Origin of the sequence: Pseudomonas sp. YY-1 (assembly GCF_002843095.1) — a bacterium.
Lineage (GTDB): Bacteria > Pseudomonadota > Gammaproteobacteria > Pseudomonadales > Pseudomonadaceae > Aquipseudomonas > Aquipseudomonas sediminis_A.
Genome location: NZ_PJLX01000007.1, coordinates 41,256 through 55,568, shown reverse-complemented (window position 1 = coordinate 55,568; position 14,313 = coordinate 41,256). Strand labels below are relative to the sequence as shown.

The window sequence follows — 14,313 nt, the reverse complement described above, 5'->3', positions numbered from 1 at the left end:
GTTACAGATAGCGACGTGGACTCACAACACCAGGCCATCGCTTGCCAGTGTCACGCCTGGCGGTAAGGCGTCGGGATGCTCCAGCAGCCAGGCATCGAAGCTGTGGCCGATATGGGTCAGCACTGCCTTTGTCGGTTGCAGGCGCTCGACGACCTCCAGCGCACGGGTCAGGTCGTTGTGGTTGCGTGGTGCGACGAGTTGCGGTGCGGTGGAGCAGTCGAGCACCAGCAGATCCAGTGGCGCGCGCTGCAGTTCCGCACAACTTGCTTCCGGCACGCCGACGGTATCGGTGAGGTAGGCGATGCGCCTGCCCTGCCCCTCTAGTAGGTAGCCGAAGGTCGGCTTGGAGTGGGTCAGCGGTAGCGCGGTAACGCTCAGCTCACCCAGTTGGCGACACTCGAAAGCGGCGAATGGCTGGCTGAAGTCGAGAATGCCCGGATGCTTGTACAGATCGGCCAGCCCCTCCGGGTCGTCCGGGCCGTGCACGGGGATGATCAGCCCCTGCCCCCAGCGTAGGTGCAGCAATCCCTGAGCGTGGTCGGCATGGTAGTGGGTCTGCAGGATGCCGCTCAGGCTCTGCGGCGCAAAGCGCTCGGTAAGGTCGGTCAGGCCACTGTCGATCAGCCAACGCTGCGCCCCGCATTCGATCAGCGCGCAACAGGGGCCGCGGCGACGTGCGGGATAGACACGGGACGCATCGCAGGCCGGGCAACTGCAGTTATAGACCGGCACCTGGCGGGCATCACCGGTGCCGAGTAGGGTCAGGCGCATCGGCGGGTCTCGTCGAGCAGGTGCAGCAGGCGGGTGACGGTGTGTGGCAGAGGGCCGGAGTTGTCTAGAACGCAAATGTGCTCCTGCGCGACAGTCGCCGCTGAAGCGCCTCCCACCACAGTAAAGCTGCGGCTGCGGGCCAGGCGCTGCTCGATTTGCTCCGGTGTTTCCCGGCCACGGGCCAGCAGGCGCTGACGCAGCACCGCTTCGTCGACCTGCAGAAGAATCGCCAGCAGATCCGGATAGCGTTGCCGCGCCGTGTCGAGATGACCGCGCGAACCGTTGATCAGCACATCCTGCCCGGCGCTCAACCAGTCATCAATCTCTCGCGGGATGCCGTAGGCCAGACCATTGGCGCGCCAGCTCAGAGCGAAGGCGCCCTCGCCCTGCAGGCGCTGGAACTCGGCCGGGGTCACTCCCAGCGCATCTTCCCCCACCGATTCGGCACTGCGGGTGATCACCCGCCGAGCGAAACGGCAGCCGTGCGTCTCCAGCGGCGCACGTGCAGCTTGCAACAGACTGTCCTTGCCCGAGCCCGAAGGCCCCATCAGATAGATCAACCTGCCCTGCATCAGAACACCCTTCGTGCTTGGCGCCACACCTGCTGGATCACCGGCTGCTGGCCATGCGCCCTGGCCTGGACCAGGTCGGCGCGCAGGCCGACGCGAATCTCGCCGCGGTCATCCATCCCCGCCGCCCTGGCCGGTGCGCGGCTCACAGTGGCGATGGCCGCAGGCAAATCATAGTCGTTGTCTTGCCCTGCGAGCAGCCAGGCCGCATGCAACAGGCTGGCCGGGTAGTAGTCGCTGGAAAGGATATCCAGCACGCCGTGACGTGCCAGTTCGGCGGCGGCGATATTGCCCGAATGCGAACCGCCACGCACCACGTTCGGAGCGCCCATCAGCACCTTCAGCCCCCGTTCGTGGCTGGCCCTGGCGGCCTCCAGTGTGGTGGGAAACTCGGCAATGGCCATGCCGAAATCGGCCGACTCCTGCACGTGGGCCAGAGTCGCGTCGTCATGGCTGGCCACCGAGATGCCCCGGCTGTGGCAGTCCTCGACGATGGCATGGCGCTGGCGGTCGCTGTATTGGCGCGAGTTGGCAATCTGCTCCTGAAGGAATTCCTCCATCTCTGCCGGGCTCAGGTGGTACTTGCCCATGTAGTACTCGCGATACTTCTCCACCTTGGCGAACTGGCGCTGACCGGGCGAGTGGTCCATCACCGACACCAGGGCCACCAGCGGGTGCTCCACCAGGTCGCGATAGATGGTCAGGGCATCGGGATGGCACAGCTCGCAGCGCAGGTGCAGGCGGTGCTCGGCGCGAGTCTGCCCGGCTGCCTCGCTGGCGGCGATGGCTTCGATCATCGCCGGCAATTGCTGCATGCGCCGGCCACGCGGGTTGATGTCGCCGATGGACAGCGCATCGAACACCGTGGTGATGCCAGCGGCGACGATCTGCGCATCGTGGGTCAGCACCGCCGAGGTCGACGGCCAGTCAACCCCGGGGCGCGGGCTCATGTGTTTTTCCAGGTTGTCGGTGTGCAGCTCCACCAGCCCCGGTAGCAGGTAATCGCCGCCCAGATTCTGGGCTTGCGGCAGGCGGCTGGCGCCCTCATCCACTGCAGCGATCAGCCCGTCACGCAGCAACAGCGTGCCGAGGAACTCGCGCTCGGCGGTGACGACGCGGGCGTTGCTAAGAATCTGTTCAGACGACATAGACGTACTCCGCTTGCGCCGCCTTGGCGCTCATGTCGAGGTAACGGTCGGCCACCGCCTCGCGGGCGGTGCGGTCGTGAAAAATGCCGATAAGCGCGCTACCCGCGGCCTTGGCCTCGTTGATCAGCGCCAACACCACCTGGCGGTTGGCGTCATCCAGCGAGGCGGTGGGTTCGTCGAGCAACAGCACCGGCCACTCGACCATGAAGCCGCGGGCGATATTGACGCGCTGCTGCTCGCCGCCGGAAAAGGTGCCCGGCGCCAGTTGCCAGAGCGCCTCAGGAATATTCAGCCGGCCCAGCAGCGCCTTGGCCCGCGCCTCGGCGTCGCTACGCGTCCAGCCACGCGACAGCGCCGGTTCCATCACCACGTCCAGGGTCGACACGCGCGGGATCACCCGCAGGAACTGGCTGACGTAACCCAGGCTCTGCCGACGCACCGCCAGCACCTGGCGCGGCTCGGCGCCGACCAGCTCCACTGGCGAGCCCTGGTGACGGATGCGAATACTGCCGCCGGCGGCCAGGTAGTTGCCGTACAGCGTGCGCAGCAGGGTCGATTTACCGGCACCGGACTGGCCGTGCAGCACCAGGCACTCGCCGCCGCGCACGGCGAAATTCAGGTCACGCAGCACCTGCAGGACGACGCCGTTCTGCTGATGCAGGGTGAAGGTCTTGCTGAGGCCGCTGACCTCGATCAGGTTGTTCATGGTCAATACTCTCTGCGTGCGTGGGAGGGGCTTTAGCCGCGACAAAGAGGGGTCGCGGCTAAAGCCCCTCCCACAGGACGAAATCAGGGCTGCAACACCGACGACACCAACAGCTGCGAATACGGATGCTGCGGATCGTCGAGAATCTGGTCGGTCAGCCCCGCCTCCACCACGCGCGAGCGGCGCATCACCATCAGGCGGTCGGCGAGCAGGCGCGCCACCGCCAGGTCGTGGGTGACGATCACCACCGCCAGGTCCAACTCGCGTACCAGGCCGCGCAGCAGGTCGAGCAGGCGCGCCTGCACCGACACGTCCAGCCCTCCAGTCGGCTCGTCCATGAACACCAGACGCGGCGCCGAGACCAGGTTGCGGGCGATCTGCAGGCGCTGCTGCATGCCGCCTGAAAACGTGCGCGGCAGGTCATCAATGCGCGCCGGGTCGATCTCCACCTGGCTCAGCCAGTCAAGCCCGGCGGCGCGCAACTCGCCGTAGTGGCGCACACCCTGGGCCATCAGCCGCTCGCCGATATTGGCGCCAGCCGACACCGCCATACGCAGGCCGTCACGCGGGTTCTGCTCGACGAAGCCCCATTCGGTGCGCAGCAGCGTGCGCCGCTCGGCCTCGCTGGCGCTGTACAGATCAAGCCACTGGCCATCGCGACCGCGATAACTGACCGCGCCGCGATCCGGCGGGCAACGCCCGGAGAGCAGGCTGAGCAAGGTGGACTTGCCCGAGCCGGACTCGCCGACGATGCCCAGCACTTCACCGGGATAGAGGTCGAAACTCACGCCCTGGCAGCCCTTGTCCGGTCCGTACAGACGGGTCAGGTCACGCACAGAGAACAACGGCTCGGTTGCAGCCACGGCAGGTTGCAGACGTTCGGCGGCGCTCATTGCAGGTTCTCCTCGGTACGCTGACGGCAGTAGTCGGTGTCGGAGCAGACGTAGCGCTTGCTGCCGGCGTCGTCGACGATCAGCTCGTCGAGGAAGGATTCCGTGCTGCCGCAGAAGGCGCAGCACTCGTCCCAGCGCTGCACGGCGAAGGGGTGATCCTCGAAGTCCAGGCTGACCACCCGGGTAAAGGGCGGCACCGCATACAGGCGCTTCTCGCGGCCGGCACCGAACAGCATCAGCGCCGGGCTCATGTCCAGTTTGGGGTTGTCGAATTTGGGAATCGGCGACGGGTCCATCACGTAGCGCTCGTCCACCGTCACCGGGTAGGCGTAGGCGGTGGCGATATGGCCGAAGGTAGCGATGTCCTCGTACAGCTTCACGTGCATCACGCCGTAGTCCTCCAGCGCATGCATGGTCCGCGTCTCCTGCTCGCTGGGCTCGATAAAACGCAGCGGCTCGGGAATCGGCACCTGATAGACCATGATCTGCCCGGCCGACAGCGGTGTTTCCGGAATACGGTGGCGGGTCTGGATCACGCTGGCCTCAAGCGTGCGCTCGGTGGTGGCGACGCCTGCGGTACGGGCGAAGAAGCGGCGGATGGACACCGCATTGGTGGTGTCGTCGGCACCCTGGTCGATCACCTTGAGCACGTCATCCGCGCCAAGAATCGCAGCGGTCAGCTGCATGCCGCCGGTGCCCCAGCCATAGGGCAGCGGCATCTCGCGACCGCCGAAAGGCACCTGGTAGCCAGGGATCGCTACCGCCTTGAGCAAGCCACGGCGGATCATGCGTTTGGTCTGCTCATCCAGATAGGCGAAGTTGTAGGCCGACGCCTCGCGGGCGCCGCTTGCGGTGAAAGCGTTCATCAGCGGTTCTCCTCTGCCGGCGCTTGTCGGCGCAGCTTGCGGATCAGTTCCAGTTCGGCCTGGAAGTCGACGTAGTGCGGCAACTTGAGGTGCGAGACGAAGCCGGCAGCTTCGACGTTGTCGCAGTGCATCAGCACGAACTCCTCTTCCTGCGCCGGGCCCTGCACCTCTTCGCCGTACTCGGCGGCGCGCAGCGCGCGGTCGACCAGCGCCATGCCCATGGCCTTGCGCTCGGCGTAGCCGAAGGCCAGGCCATAGCCGCGGGTAAACTGCGCCTGCTCGGCACTGTCACCGACGAACTGGTTGACCATCTCGCACTCGGTGATCTCGATGTCGCCCAGCGGTACGGCGAAGCCCAGTTCGGCGGGCGTCATCCACACCTCGACATCACCGATGCGGATCTCCCCGGCGAAGGGGTGATTGCGCCCGTAGCCGCGCTGAGTCGAGTAGCCGAGCGCCAGAAGGAAGCCTTCATCACCACGGGCAAGCGCCTGCAGGCGCTCGGCGCGGCTCGCGGGAAAGGCCAGCGGCTCGCGGGTGATGTCCGGCACCGGTGCGCCGTCGTCCTGCTCGCGGGCCATCAGCCCTTCGCCTGCGAGAAAATCCAACACCCGTGGACAGGGCTTGGGCTCGTCGGCGAGCGTGGTTTCCGGCGCCGGATATTCGCCCTCGGCCAGCAAGGTGAAATCCAGCAGACGGTGGGTGTAATCGAACGTAGGACCGAGCAGCTGACCACCGGGTAGATCCTTGAAGGTGGCGGATATGCGCCGCTCCAGCTGCATCTTCATGGTGTCCAGCGGCTCGCTAGCACCGAAGCGCGGCAGCGTGGTGCGGTAGGCGCGCAAGAGGAAGATGGCCTCCATCAGGTCACCGGCCGCCTGCTTGATCGCCAGTGCGGCCAGCTCCTCGTCGTACAGCGAGCCTTCGCTCATCACCCGGGCCACGGCCAGCGGCAGTTGCTGGCGGATCTGTTCAACGCCCAGTTCAGCGACAGCGGTATTGCCACGGCGACGGCTGGCCAGCAGTTGATGGGCATTGTCGATGGCGCGTTCGCCACCCTTGACGGCGACATACATCAGGCAGCCTCCTCGGTTTCGATCAGCACGCGGGTGCTGCGCGGCAGGCCGATGACTTCGCCGCCTGCGGCAAAGAAGCAATCCAGGCCACGGGGAAAGGCGCTGCGCGCCTGGCGCTGTTGCCAGAACGAGGCTGGCAGCTGCAAGTTGACGCCACGCACGTCCTTGATCCCCGGCCCGCGCCAGCGCAGGGGGACGCCGGCGCGCAGATCGTCGAGCTGGATCAGCAGCGTGCAGGACTGGTCCGGGTAGCGTTCGCTGCCGTTGTCGAAGTCCGACAGATCGCTCAACTCGCCCTCATCAAGCAGGGCGAACAAAGCGATCTCACGCTCGGCGACAATCGGGCAGCCGCAGTGGAACGCCAGGTTGGCGCGAATCAGCGGCGTGTCGAAACGCGGCGCCAGCCAAAGAGGCGTGTCACTGTCGAGGAAGGCCAGACACAAGCCATAAGTAGCTGGGGCCAGGTCGCCCAGGGCATGGGCACGATCCATGGCGCGTGGCAGCCCCGGTTCGGCCAGGGCTCCGAGGGCCGCGCGGAAGCTGACCTGGGCGTCGAGCACCGGGTCGTCGAAAGCCGGTTGCAGCCAGTGCGAGCTGTGCGGCGTAGTCATCAGTCCTCTCCTCTGACCAAGGTGAAAAATTCCACCTGAGTGGTGGCGGTACGGGCGGCCCGGTTCAGGCGCTGTTCGCGCTGCTCGCGGGCCAGGGGTTCGATCAGGTCATCCAGCCAGCGCGCCTGGTCGCTGCCCTGCAGGTGCGCGTCGGCCAGGGCGGCCAGTTCGGCGCGGCGCTTGTCGCGGCCTGCCAGATAGCTGTAACCGGTTCGGCCGTCGGCAAGACGCACTACACAGCGGGTCACGGTCATCTCGCCGAGGTTGAAGGCGCTACCGGTGCCGCCCATGCGCCCGCGCACCAAGGTCATGCCAACCTCGGGGGAGCGGATCAGTTGGTAGGCGCTGTCTTTCAGCTCCGCCTCATGGCTATCGAGAGCGCTGCCGGCGCGGGCCAGGACGCCCAGCCAGCGCTGACGCGCGGCGATGTTCGGATCGGTTTCGTTCATGCGGGTCTCCATCAGGTCGCTACCTGGTACTGGAAGCGGTCGGCGCGGCTGCTGGACTGCGCCAGCTCCACCGCCCGGCCAGCGGGATCGCGGGACAAAGTGAGTACGCTGAGCAGCGGCGCATGGCGCGGCATCAGCAGATGCGCAGCCTCCTCGCGACTGGGTAGGCGCGCGCCGATCAGGCTGAAGGTGCGTGTCAGCGGTAGATCGCGCTCGACCAGGTACTGGCGCAGCGAGCCGCCCTGATAGTCGGCCAGCAGCGGCGCCAGGCTGATGCAGAAACGGTGACGGATCAGGCTCAGCGGCTGGCCGTCGAGCAGGCGCAGGGTGACCAGCTCGAGCAGTTCGCTGCCATCGGGCAGTTGCAGGTGGCGGCACTCCTCGCTGCTGCCGCTGCGGCGCAGGCGCTCGATCAACTGCGCCTCGACGCGGTGACCAAGCGCAGACAGCGACTGGCTGAACGCACTGCCGGCCTCTACCGGATACACCAGCGGCTTGGCCAGCACCTGTGTGCCCTTGCCTTGGCGGCGCAGCAAGCGGCCTTCGAGCACCAGCTCGTCGACAGCGCGGCGCAGGGTGTGACGGTTGACGGAAAAGCGCGCGGCCAGTTGCATCTCGCCCGGCAGATAGTCGCCCGGACTCATGTGCTGCACGTCTTCACGCAACACGGCGGCCAGTTCGCGGTACAGCGGTTCGCTTTGTCTAGACAAGTTCATCGTTTGAAAAGGGCGCACACAGGCGCCCTCCCTCTCCTTCAGATAAAGAGCTTGCGCAGGCGTTGGGACAGGATGTCGATGGCGCTCACCACCAGGATGATCACGATCAGCAGCGCGCAGGTCTGGGCGAACTGGAAGCCGCGTATGGCCTCCCAGAGGATCACGCCGATGCCTCCGGCGCCGACCATGCCGACCACCGTGGCCGAACGCACGTTGGACTCGAAGCGGTACAGCGAATAGGAAATCCACAGCGGCAGCACCTGCGGGATGACGCCGAAGATCACCTCCTGCAGGGCACTGGCGCCGGTGGCGCGCACGCCTTCGACCGGGCCTGGATCGATGGCCTCGACCGCCTCGGCGAACAGCTTGGCCAGCACACCGGTGGTGCTGATGAACAGCGCCAGCACGCCAGCGAAGGGGCCGAGCCCGACCGCGACGACGAAAAGCATGGCGAAGACCATTTCGTTGATCGAACGGCAGGCATCCATCACCCGGCGTACCGGCTGGTACACCCACCAGGGCACGATGTTCTCGGAACAGAGGATGCCCAGCGGAATGGCGCAGACGATGGCCAACACCGTGCCCCAGAGGGCGATCTGCACGGTGGTCACCATCTCCTTGAGGTAGTGCTGCCAGTTGCTGAAGTCCGGCGGGAAGAAGTCGGCGGCGAAGGTGGCCATGTTGCCGGCATCGCGCACCAGCGCCAGCGGGTTCATTTCCGCGCCCTGCCAGGACCAGGCAAGTACGGCGAAGAACAGGCCCCAGCCGATCAACTGCAGCCAGCTGCGTTTGCTATCGACGGTCGGGGTATGGGTGGTCAAAGTGGTCATCAAGGCATCTCGGGGAAAACGACTGCAGTCAGCCCCTCGGTGGATACCGAGGGGCTGCCAGGATCAACCGGCGCTGGCGCCGTCCTGCTTCTCACGCTCGGCCATACGCTGCTCCAGCTTGGCCAGCTCGGCGTCCAGCTCCTTGAGCTGAGCCTGCTTGTCGGCGTCCTTGAGCTTGTCGTTGTTGGCCACTTCGGTGCGTTTCTTGAACAGCTCGAGCTGACGAATCGGCAGCAGCTGATCGTTGTCGGAAGCCTTGAACTGGCCCCACTGCAGGCCTTCGAGCACCTTCTTCTCCTCCGGCTTGGCACCGTAGGTCATGAAGAAGTCGCGCAGCTTGTCGCGGGTTTCCTGCGGTAGGTTCTTGCGCCAGACGATGGGGTCGGACGGGATCAGCGGCGAGGTCCAGATCACCTTGAGCTGCGCGGCCTTGTCCGGCGCGGTCACCTCCAGACGCTCCATGCCCTCGCTGTTGAAGGTGCCGACATCGACCTGCTTGTTGGCCACCGACAAGGCGTTGACCTCGTGGCTGCCGTTGAGCGAGCGCTTGAAGATCTTGCCGGCGTCGGCGTTGTTCTGGGCGAACACGTAGTAGCCGGGCACCAGGTAACCGGAAGTGGAGTTGGGGTCGCCGTTGGCGAAGGTCAGGCTCTTGGCGTTCTTGAGCATGTCCTCGACCGAGTTGATCGAGCTGTCCTTGTGCGCCACCAGCAGGCTGTAGTAACCCTGCGCGCCGTTGGCCGCCACGGTCTGGGCGAAGATCTCGCCACCGGCGCGATCAACCGCCTCCATCGCCGACTTGTTGCCATACCAGGCCACATCGACCTTGTCGAAGCGCATGCCCTGGATGATCCCGGCGTAATCAGGCGCGAAGAAGGCGTTGATCTTTACCCCGGTCTGCTTGCTCATGTCGGCCAGGAAGGGATCCCACATGGCCTTGAGGTTCTGCGAAGACTCGGTGGAAATGATGCCGAAGTTGAGTTCCTCGGCGGCCTGGACCGAGCCCAGCAGGGAACCGGTGACGAGCGCGGAAGCAGCCAGCACCTGGCCGATGCGTTTGAACATGGAGCACACTCCTGTTGCTAGTTGGCGTTGTTGTTTCGAATGAGAGGACTGAGATCAGGCCTTGGCCAGTGTCAGCGGACGCTCCACAGCCCTTGGGCGCTGCCCTTGCGGCAGCAGCAGGCTGATATCGAGATCGCCGCCGTAGAGGTCATTGAGGAAATCGGGGTTGAAGCCCGCGGTCGGGCCGTCGAAATGAATTCGCCCGCCCTTGAGCGCCACGGCGCGCTGGCAATAGCGCACCGCGTAATCGACCTGATGCAGGGTCACCACCACCGTTTTGCCGTCTCGACGGTTGATGTCGGCGAGGATCTCCATCACCTTGCGCGCCGACTCCGGGTCGAGCGAGGCGATGGGCTCATCGGCGAGAATCACCTCGGCCTGCTGGCACAAAGCACGGGCGATGGCCACGCGCTGCTGCTGGCCACCGGACAGGGTCGAGGCACGCTGCGCGGCAAACTCGGCCAGCCCTACCCGCTCCAACGCCTGTAGCGCACGCTGCTTCTCTTCGGGATTGAACAGGCTGAGGCTGCCACGCCAACGCGGCATACGCCCGAGGCCGCCGAGCAGCACGTTCTGCAGCACGCTGAGACGGCCGATCAGATTGAATTGCTGAAAGATGTAGCCGATATCGGCGCGCTGGCGGCGCACATCGCCATTCAGGCGCCCGTCGCTCTGCACCTGGCGCCCAAGCACCTCGATGCTACCGGCGTCACCTCGCGCCAGGCCGGCCAGATGCCGCAGCAGGGTCGACTTGCCCGAGCCCGAGGCGCCGATCAGCGCCACCATCTCGCCCGGCTGCACGGATAGCGCCAGATCGAACAGCGCCTGCTTGCGGCCGAAACTTTTATTCAGACGATCGACTCGAATAGCTACGCTCATGTGCTGGCCCTCTACTATCATTTCGATAAGAAGGCCGCTAGCCGGCGCCTTCTGGTGTAGACCAAGGTAGGCGCACGCTGTGTCAGACCCGTGAACCGGGGATGACGATTGAGTGAATGAAACTTGAAACTTTTATGCTCGAGCGAAGCAACAGGATGAGTTCTGCCGAGTACCACGCATTTCAGACAATCGGTGCTGGCATAAAGCCGCTACCTGAATCACAATGTGACACGTATTTGGCGTCAAGGAACTGTTCATCTGACCTTATGGTCATACGACGCAGAACGCGGTACCGGTTGAACGGCTAGTGCGAAACACTGTCAAACCGGTGACAATCTCGACACTGACTACCAGTATCGCTCCCTGAACTAACCGGTAATGTATGCGCCCTATGAAACAGGCTATTTATTCCAGCCGCACGGCTGACAAGTTTGTCGTTCGCTTGCCAGATGGCATGCGTGAGCGTATTGCTGACGTAGCACGCAACCATCACCGCAGCATGAACTCGGAAATCATCGCCCGTCTGGAGCAAAGCATGCTTCAGGAAGGTGCTCTGGATGACGATCTCAGCCTGCGCCTCGACAGCCCCGAACTGAGCCTCCATGAGCGTGAATTGCTGCAGCGTTTTCGTCAGTTGTCGCGCCGCCAGCAGAATGCACTGGTCGCTCTGATTGCCCACGACGTGGAAATGGCCGCTGAAGAAGCCTGAAGCGAGCCAATAAAAAAACCGGCCTTGAGCCGGTTTTTTATTGCCTGCCATTCCTGGCAGCGGTCATGACATCCCTTGCTCAGCCAACGAAGCTGAGCAGTACCCCCGCCGCCACGGCCGAGCCGATCACCCCAGCCACGTTCGGCCCCATGGCATGCATCAGCAGGAAGTTCTGCGGGTTGGCCTCCAGGCCGACCTTGTTCGATACCCGAGCCGCCATCGGCACGGCCGACACACCCGCCGAACCGATCAACGGATTGACCTTGTTGCTGCTGAACAGGTTCATCAGCTTGGCCATCAATACACCGGCCGCCGTACCTGCGCAGAACGCCACCATGCCCAGCATCAGAATGCCCAGGGTCTTGAGCTGCAGGAAAGCCTCGGCCGACAGCTTCGAACCCACGGTCAGACCGAGGAAGATGGTAACGATATTGATCAGCGCATTGCGCGAGGTATCAGCCAGACGCTCGACCACCCCAGCCTCACGCAGCAGGTTGCCGAGGGCGAACATACCGATCAGCGGCGCGGCGTCAGGCAGCAGCATCCCGATCAGAATGCATAGCACGATGGGGAAAATGATTTTCTCGGTCTGCCCCACCGGACGCAGCTGCTGCATGACGATGGCGCGCTCTTCCTTGGTGGTCAGGGCGCGCATGATCGGCGGCTGCAGCAACGGCACCAGCGCCATATAGGCATAGGCCGCGACTGCGATGGGCCCCAGTAGATCCGGGGCGAGCTTGGAGGTGACGAAAATCGAGGTCGGCCCGTCCGCTCCGCCGATGATGGCGATGGACGCCGCCTCCTTGAGGGTGAATTCCATGCCGGGAATGCCCAGCGCGGTGATCGCCAGGGCGCCGAGCAGGGTGCCGAAGATGCCGAACTGCGCAGCGGCGCCGAGCAGCAAGGTCTTGGGGTTGGCCAGCATCGGGCCGAAATCGGTCATGGCGCCGACGCCGAGGAAGATCAGCAACGGGAAGATGCTGGTCGGCAGCCCCACTTCATAGATCAGGTGCAGAAAACCCGCACCCTCTGCCATGTTGGCCACCGGAATGTTCGACATCAGCCCGCCGAAGCCGATAGGAATCAGCAGCAAAGGCTCGAAGCCTTTCTTGATCGCCAGGTAGATCAGCAGTATGCACACCGCGATCATGAACGCCTGACCGGGCTCCAGGTGATACAGGCCGGTGCTCTGCCAGAGCTTGAGCAGCTTTTCCATTATGCGCCCCTCAGCCGATGGTCAGCAGGCTAGCGCCCACTACCACGGTATCGCCGACCTTGACGTTGACGGCACCGACAGTACCGGCCTTGAAGGCGCGGATCTCGGTTTCCATCTTCATCGCCTCAAGAATGATCACCAACTCGCCTTCCTCCACGGCCTGGCCTGGCTGCACCAGCACCTTGAAGATATTGCCAGCCAGCGGTGCCGCCTGCGGCTCGCCGCCATCCACTGCAGCCGGAGTAGCCGCCGGTGCAGCGCTCGCCGCGCCACCGACGGGCTTGATTCCCTCGATATCACCGCCGTCGCTCACCTGCACGACGAACGACTTGCCATTGACCTCGACGGTGTAGACCTCAGGCTTGCCAGCCTCGCGAGCAGGCATTTCCTTACCAGTCGGAGCGGGTTCGAAGGCCGCCGGATTGCCGCGATTCTCCAGGAATTTCAAACCGATCTGCGGGAATAGCGCGTAGGTCAGGACGTCGTCGATTTCGTCGGCGGCCAACTTGATGCCTTTCTCCTGAGCGATGCCCTTGAGTTCGGCGGTCAGCTTGTCCATCTCGGCTTCGAGCAGGTCGGCCGGACGACAGGTGATAGCCTCGGCACCATCGAGCACACGGGCCTGCAGTTCGGCATGGAAGGGAGCAGGAGCTGCGCCGTACTCGCCCTTGAGCACACCCGCCGTTTCCTTTGTGATGGACTTGTAGCGCTCGCCAGTGAGCACGTTGATCACCGCCTGAGTGCCGACAATCTGCGACGTCGGAGTCACCAGCGGGATAAAACCGAGGTCTTCACGCACGCGCGGAATCTCAGCCAGCACCTGGTCGAACTTATCCTGGGCGCCCTGCTCTTTCAGCTGGCTTTCCATGTTGGTGAGCATGCCGCCCGGCACCTGGGCGACCAGGATGCGCGAGTCGACGCCCTTGAGGTTGCCCTCGAACTTCGCGTACTTCTTGCGCACCTCGCGGAAGTACGCGGCGATTTCTTCCAGCAGCTCCAGGTTGAGCCCGGTGTCGCGCTCGGTGTTCTGGAACATCGCCACCACCGACTCGGTCGGCGAATGACCGTAGGTCATCGACAGAGAAGAAATTGCGGTGTCGACGTTGTCGATGCCCGCTTCCACCGCCTTCAGGATGGCCACCGACGACAGCCCAGCCGTGGCGTGGCACTGCATATGAATCGGAATGGCCAGGCTAGCCTTCAGACGTGAGACCAGCTCGAACGCCGTGTAAGGCGTAAGAATCCCGGCCATGTCCTTGATCGCCACCGAATCGGCGCCCATGTCTTCGATCTGCTTGGCCAGATCGACCCACATGTCCAGCGTATGCACCGGACTGGTGGTATAGGAGATGGTGCCCTGGGCATGCTTGCCCTGCTGCTTCACGGCCTTGAGCGCCGTCTCCAGGTTGCGCGGATCGTTCATCGCGTCGAATACGCGAAACACATCGACGCCGTTGACGGCGGCACGCTCGACGAATTTTTCCACCACGTCATCGGCATAGTGGCGGTAGCCCAACAGGTTCTGCCCGCGCAACAGCATCTGCTGGCGGGTATTGGGCATGGCCTTCTTCAGCTCGCGGATACGCTCCCAGGGATCTTCGCCGAGATAACGAATGCAGGCATCGAAGGTCGCGCCACCCCAGGACTCCACCGACCAGAAGCCCACCTGATCGAGCTTGGGCGCGATCGGCAGCATATCTTCAAGACGAACACGCGTCGCCAGGATCGACTGATGCGCATCACGCAGCACCACATCGGTGATTCCGAGTGCTTGTTTCACGGCAGTCATGCAGGTACTCCCTCTGAACC

Annotated in this window: 15 protein-coding genes and 1 pseudogene; 1 reads left to right on the top strand and 15 read right to left on the bottom strand. The window is 64.3% G+C overall.

Features of this window, described 5'->3' with window-relative positions; genetic code table 11:
* Window positions 1-21: 21 nt before the first annotated feature.
* The 13 genes and pseudogenes from phnP to phnC all read right to left on the bottom strand — a co-directional run bounded on the left by phnP (window position 22) and on the right by phnC (window position 10,579).
* Window positions 22-771, bottom strand: a complete 750-nt coding sequence (gene phnP / locus CXP40_RS11745; RefSeq protein ID WP_106733855.1) for a phosphonate metabolism protein PhnP — start codon at window positions 769-771, stop codon at window positions 22-24.
* Window positions 762-1,343, bottom strand: coding sequence for a phosphonate metabolism protein/1,5-bisphosphokinase (PRPP-forming) PhnN (gene phnN, locus CXP40_RS11740; RefSeq protein WP_106733854.1), 582 nt, complete (start codon window positions 1,341-1,343; stop codon window positions 762-764). Before phnN ends, phnP begins: the two co-directional genes overlap by 10 nt.
* The gene (locus tag CXP40_RS11735; protein ID WP_106733853.1) at window positions 1,343-2,488 is read right to left on the bottom strand and encodes an alpha-D-ribose 1-methylphosphonate 5-triphosphate diphosphatase; all 1,146 of its coding nucleotides are present in this window, start codon (window positions 2,486-2,488) and stop codon (window positions 1,343-1,345) included. Before CXP40_RS11735 ends, phnN begins: the two co-directional genes overlap by 1 nt.
* A complete protein-coding gene (phnL, locus tag CXP40_RS11730) occupies window positions 2,478-3,194 on the bottom strand; it encodes a phosphonate C-P lyase system protein PhnL (protein WP_099525226.1) in 717 nt (238 codons plus the stop codon). The genes CXP40_RS11735 and phnL overlap by 11 nt, the downstream gene beginning before the upstream one ends.
* An 83-nt stretch (window positions 3,195-3,277) precedes the next feature.
* Window positions 3,278-4,087 (bottom strand): phosphonate C-P lyase system protein PhnK, encoded by an 810-nt coding sequence (gene phnK, locus CXP40_RS11725; RefSeq protein WP_106733852.1) that lies wholly within the window; start codon window positions 4,085-4,087, stop codon window positions 3,278-3,280.
* Window positions 4,084-4,949: pseudogene (locus CXP40_RS11720) on the bottom strand (alpha-D-ribose 1-methylphosphonate 5-phosphate C-P-lyase PhnJ); the annotation flags it as partial. The gene phnK and the pseudogene CXP40_RS11720, both read right to left, overlap by 4 nt.
* 3 nt (window positions 4,950-4,952) lie before the next feature.
* Entirely contained in the window at window positions 4,953-6,029 is a 1,077-nt protein-coding gene (locus tag CXP40_RS11715; protein WP_106733850.1) for a carbon-phosphorus lyase complex subunit PhnI, read from the bottom strand.
* Window positions 6,029-6,640, bottom strand: coding sequence for a phosphonate C-P lyase system protein PhnH (gene phnH / locus CXP40_RS11710; protein WP_106733849.1), 612 nt, complete (start codon window positions 6,638-6,640; stop codon window positions 6,029-6,031). Before phnH ends, CXP40_RS11715 begins: the two co-directional genes overlap by 1 nt.
* Window positions 6,640-7,089: a phosphonate C-P lyase system protein PhnG gene (phnG, locus tag CXP40_RS11705; protein WP_106733848.1), complete on the bottom strand. Its 450-nt coding sequence runs from the start codon at window positions 7,087-7,089 to the stop codon at window positions 6,640-6,642. Before phnG ends, phnH begins: the two co-directional genes overlap by 1 nt.
* Window positions 7,090-7,100: 11 nt before the next feature.
* Entirely contained in the window at window positions 7,101-7,823 is a 723-nt protein-coding gene (gene phnF, locus CXP40_RS11700; protein WP_106733847.1) for a phosphonate metabolism transcriptional regulator PhnF, read from the bottom strand.
* Between the two features lie 20 nt (window positions 7,824-7,843).
* On the bottom strand, window positions 7,844-8,635 hold the full coding sequence (gene phnE / locus CXP40_RS11695; RefSeq protein WP_106733846.1) for a phosphonate ABC transporter, permease protein PhnE: 792 nt from the start codon (window positions 8,633-8,635) through the stop codon (window positions 7,844-7,846).
* 63 nt (window positions 8,636-8,698) lie between these two features.
* Window positions 8,699-9,700, bottom strand: a complete 1,002-nt coding sequence (gene phnD / locus CXP40_RS11690; protein ID WP_106733845.1) for a phosphonate ABC transporter substrate-binding protein — start codon at window positions 9,698-9,700, stop codon at window positions 8,699-8,701.
* A 54-nt stretch (window positions 9,701-9,754) separates the two neighbouring features.
* Window positions 9,755-10,579: a phosphonate ABC transporter ATP-binding protein gene (phnC, locus tag CXP40_RS11685; RefSeq protein ID WP_106733844.1), complete on the bottom strand. Its 825-nt coding sequence runs from the start codon at window positions 10,577-10,579 to the stop codon at window positions 9,755-9,757.
* A gap of 382 nt (window positions 10,580-10,961) precedes the next feature.
* Between phnC and CXP40_RS11680 the strand changes: the two genes are divergently transcribed.
* Window positions 10,962-11,288 carry an Arc family DNA-binding protein gene (locus CXP40_RS11680; RefSeq protein WP_003461866.1) on the top strand — a complete coding sequence of 109 codons (327 nt, stop codon included), beginning with the start codon at window positions 10,962-10,964 and terminating at the stop codon, window positions 11,286-11,288.
* A gap of 79 nt (window positions 11,289-11,367) precedes the next feature.
* On the opposite strand, the gene CXP40_RS11675 is transcribed toward CXP40_RS11680, so the two are convergent.
* Together CXP40_RS11675 and oadA are read right to left on the bottom strand one after the other, a co-directional pair.
* Window positions 11,368-12,504: a sodium ion-translocating decarboxylase subunit beta gene (locus CXP40_RS11675; protein ID WP_106733843.1), complete on the bottom strand. Its 1,137-nt coding sequence runs from the start codon at window positions 12,502-12,504 to the stop codon at window positions 11,368-11,370.
* 10 nt (window positions 12,505-12,514) lie between these two features.
* On the bottom strand, window positions 12,515-14,293 hold the full coding sequence (oadA, locus tag CXP40_RS11670) for a sodium-extruding oxaloacetate decarboxylase subunit alpha (RefSeq protein WP_106733842.1): 1,779 nt from the start codon (window positions 14,291-14,293) through the stop codon (window positions 12,515-12,517).
* Between the last annotated feature and the right edge of the window lie 20 nt (window positions 14,294-14,313).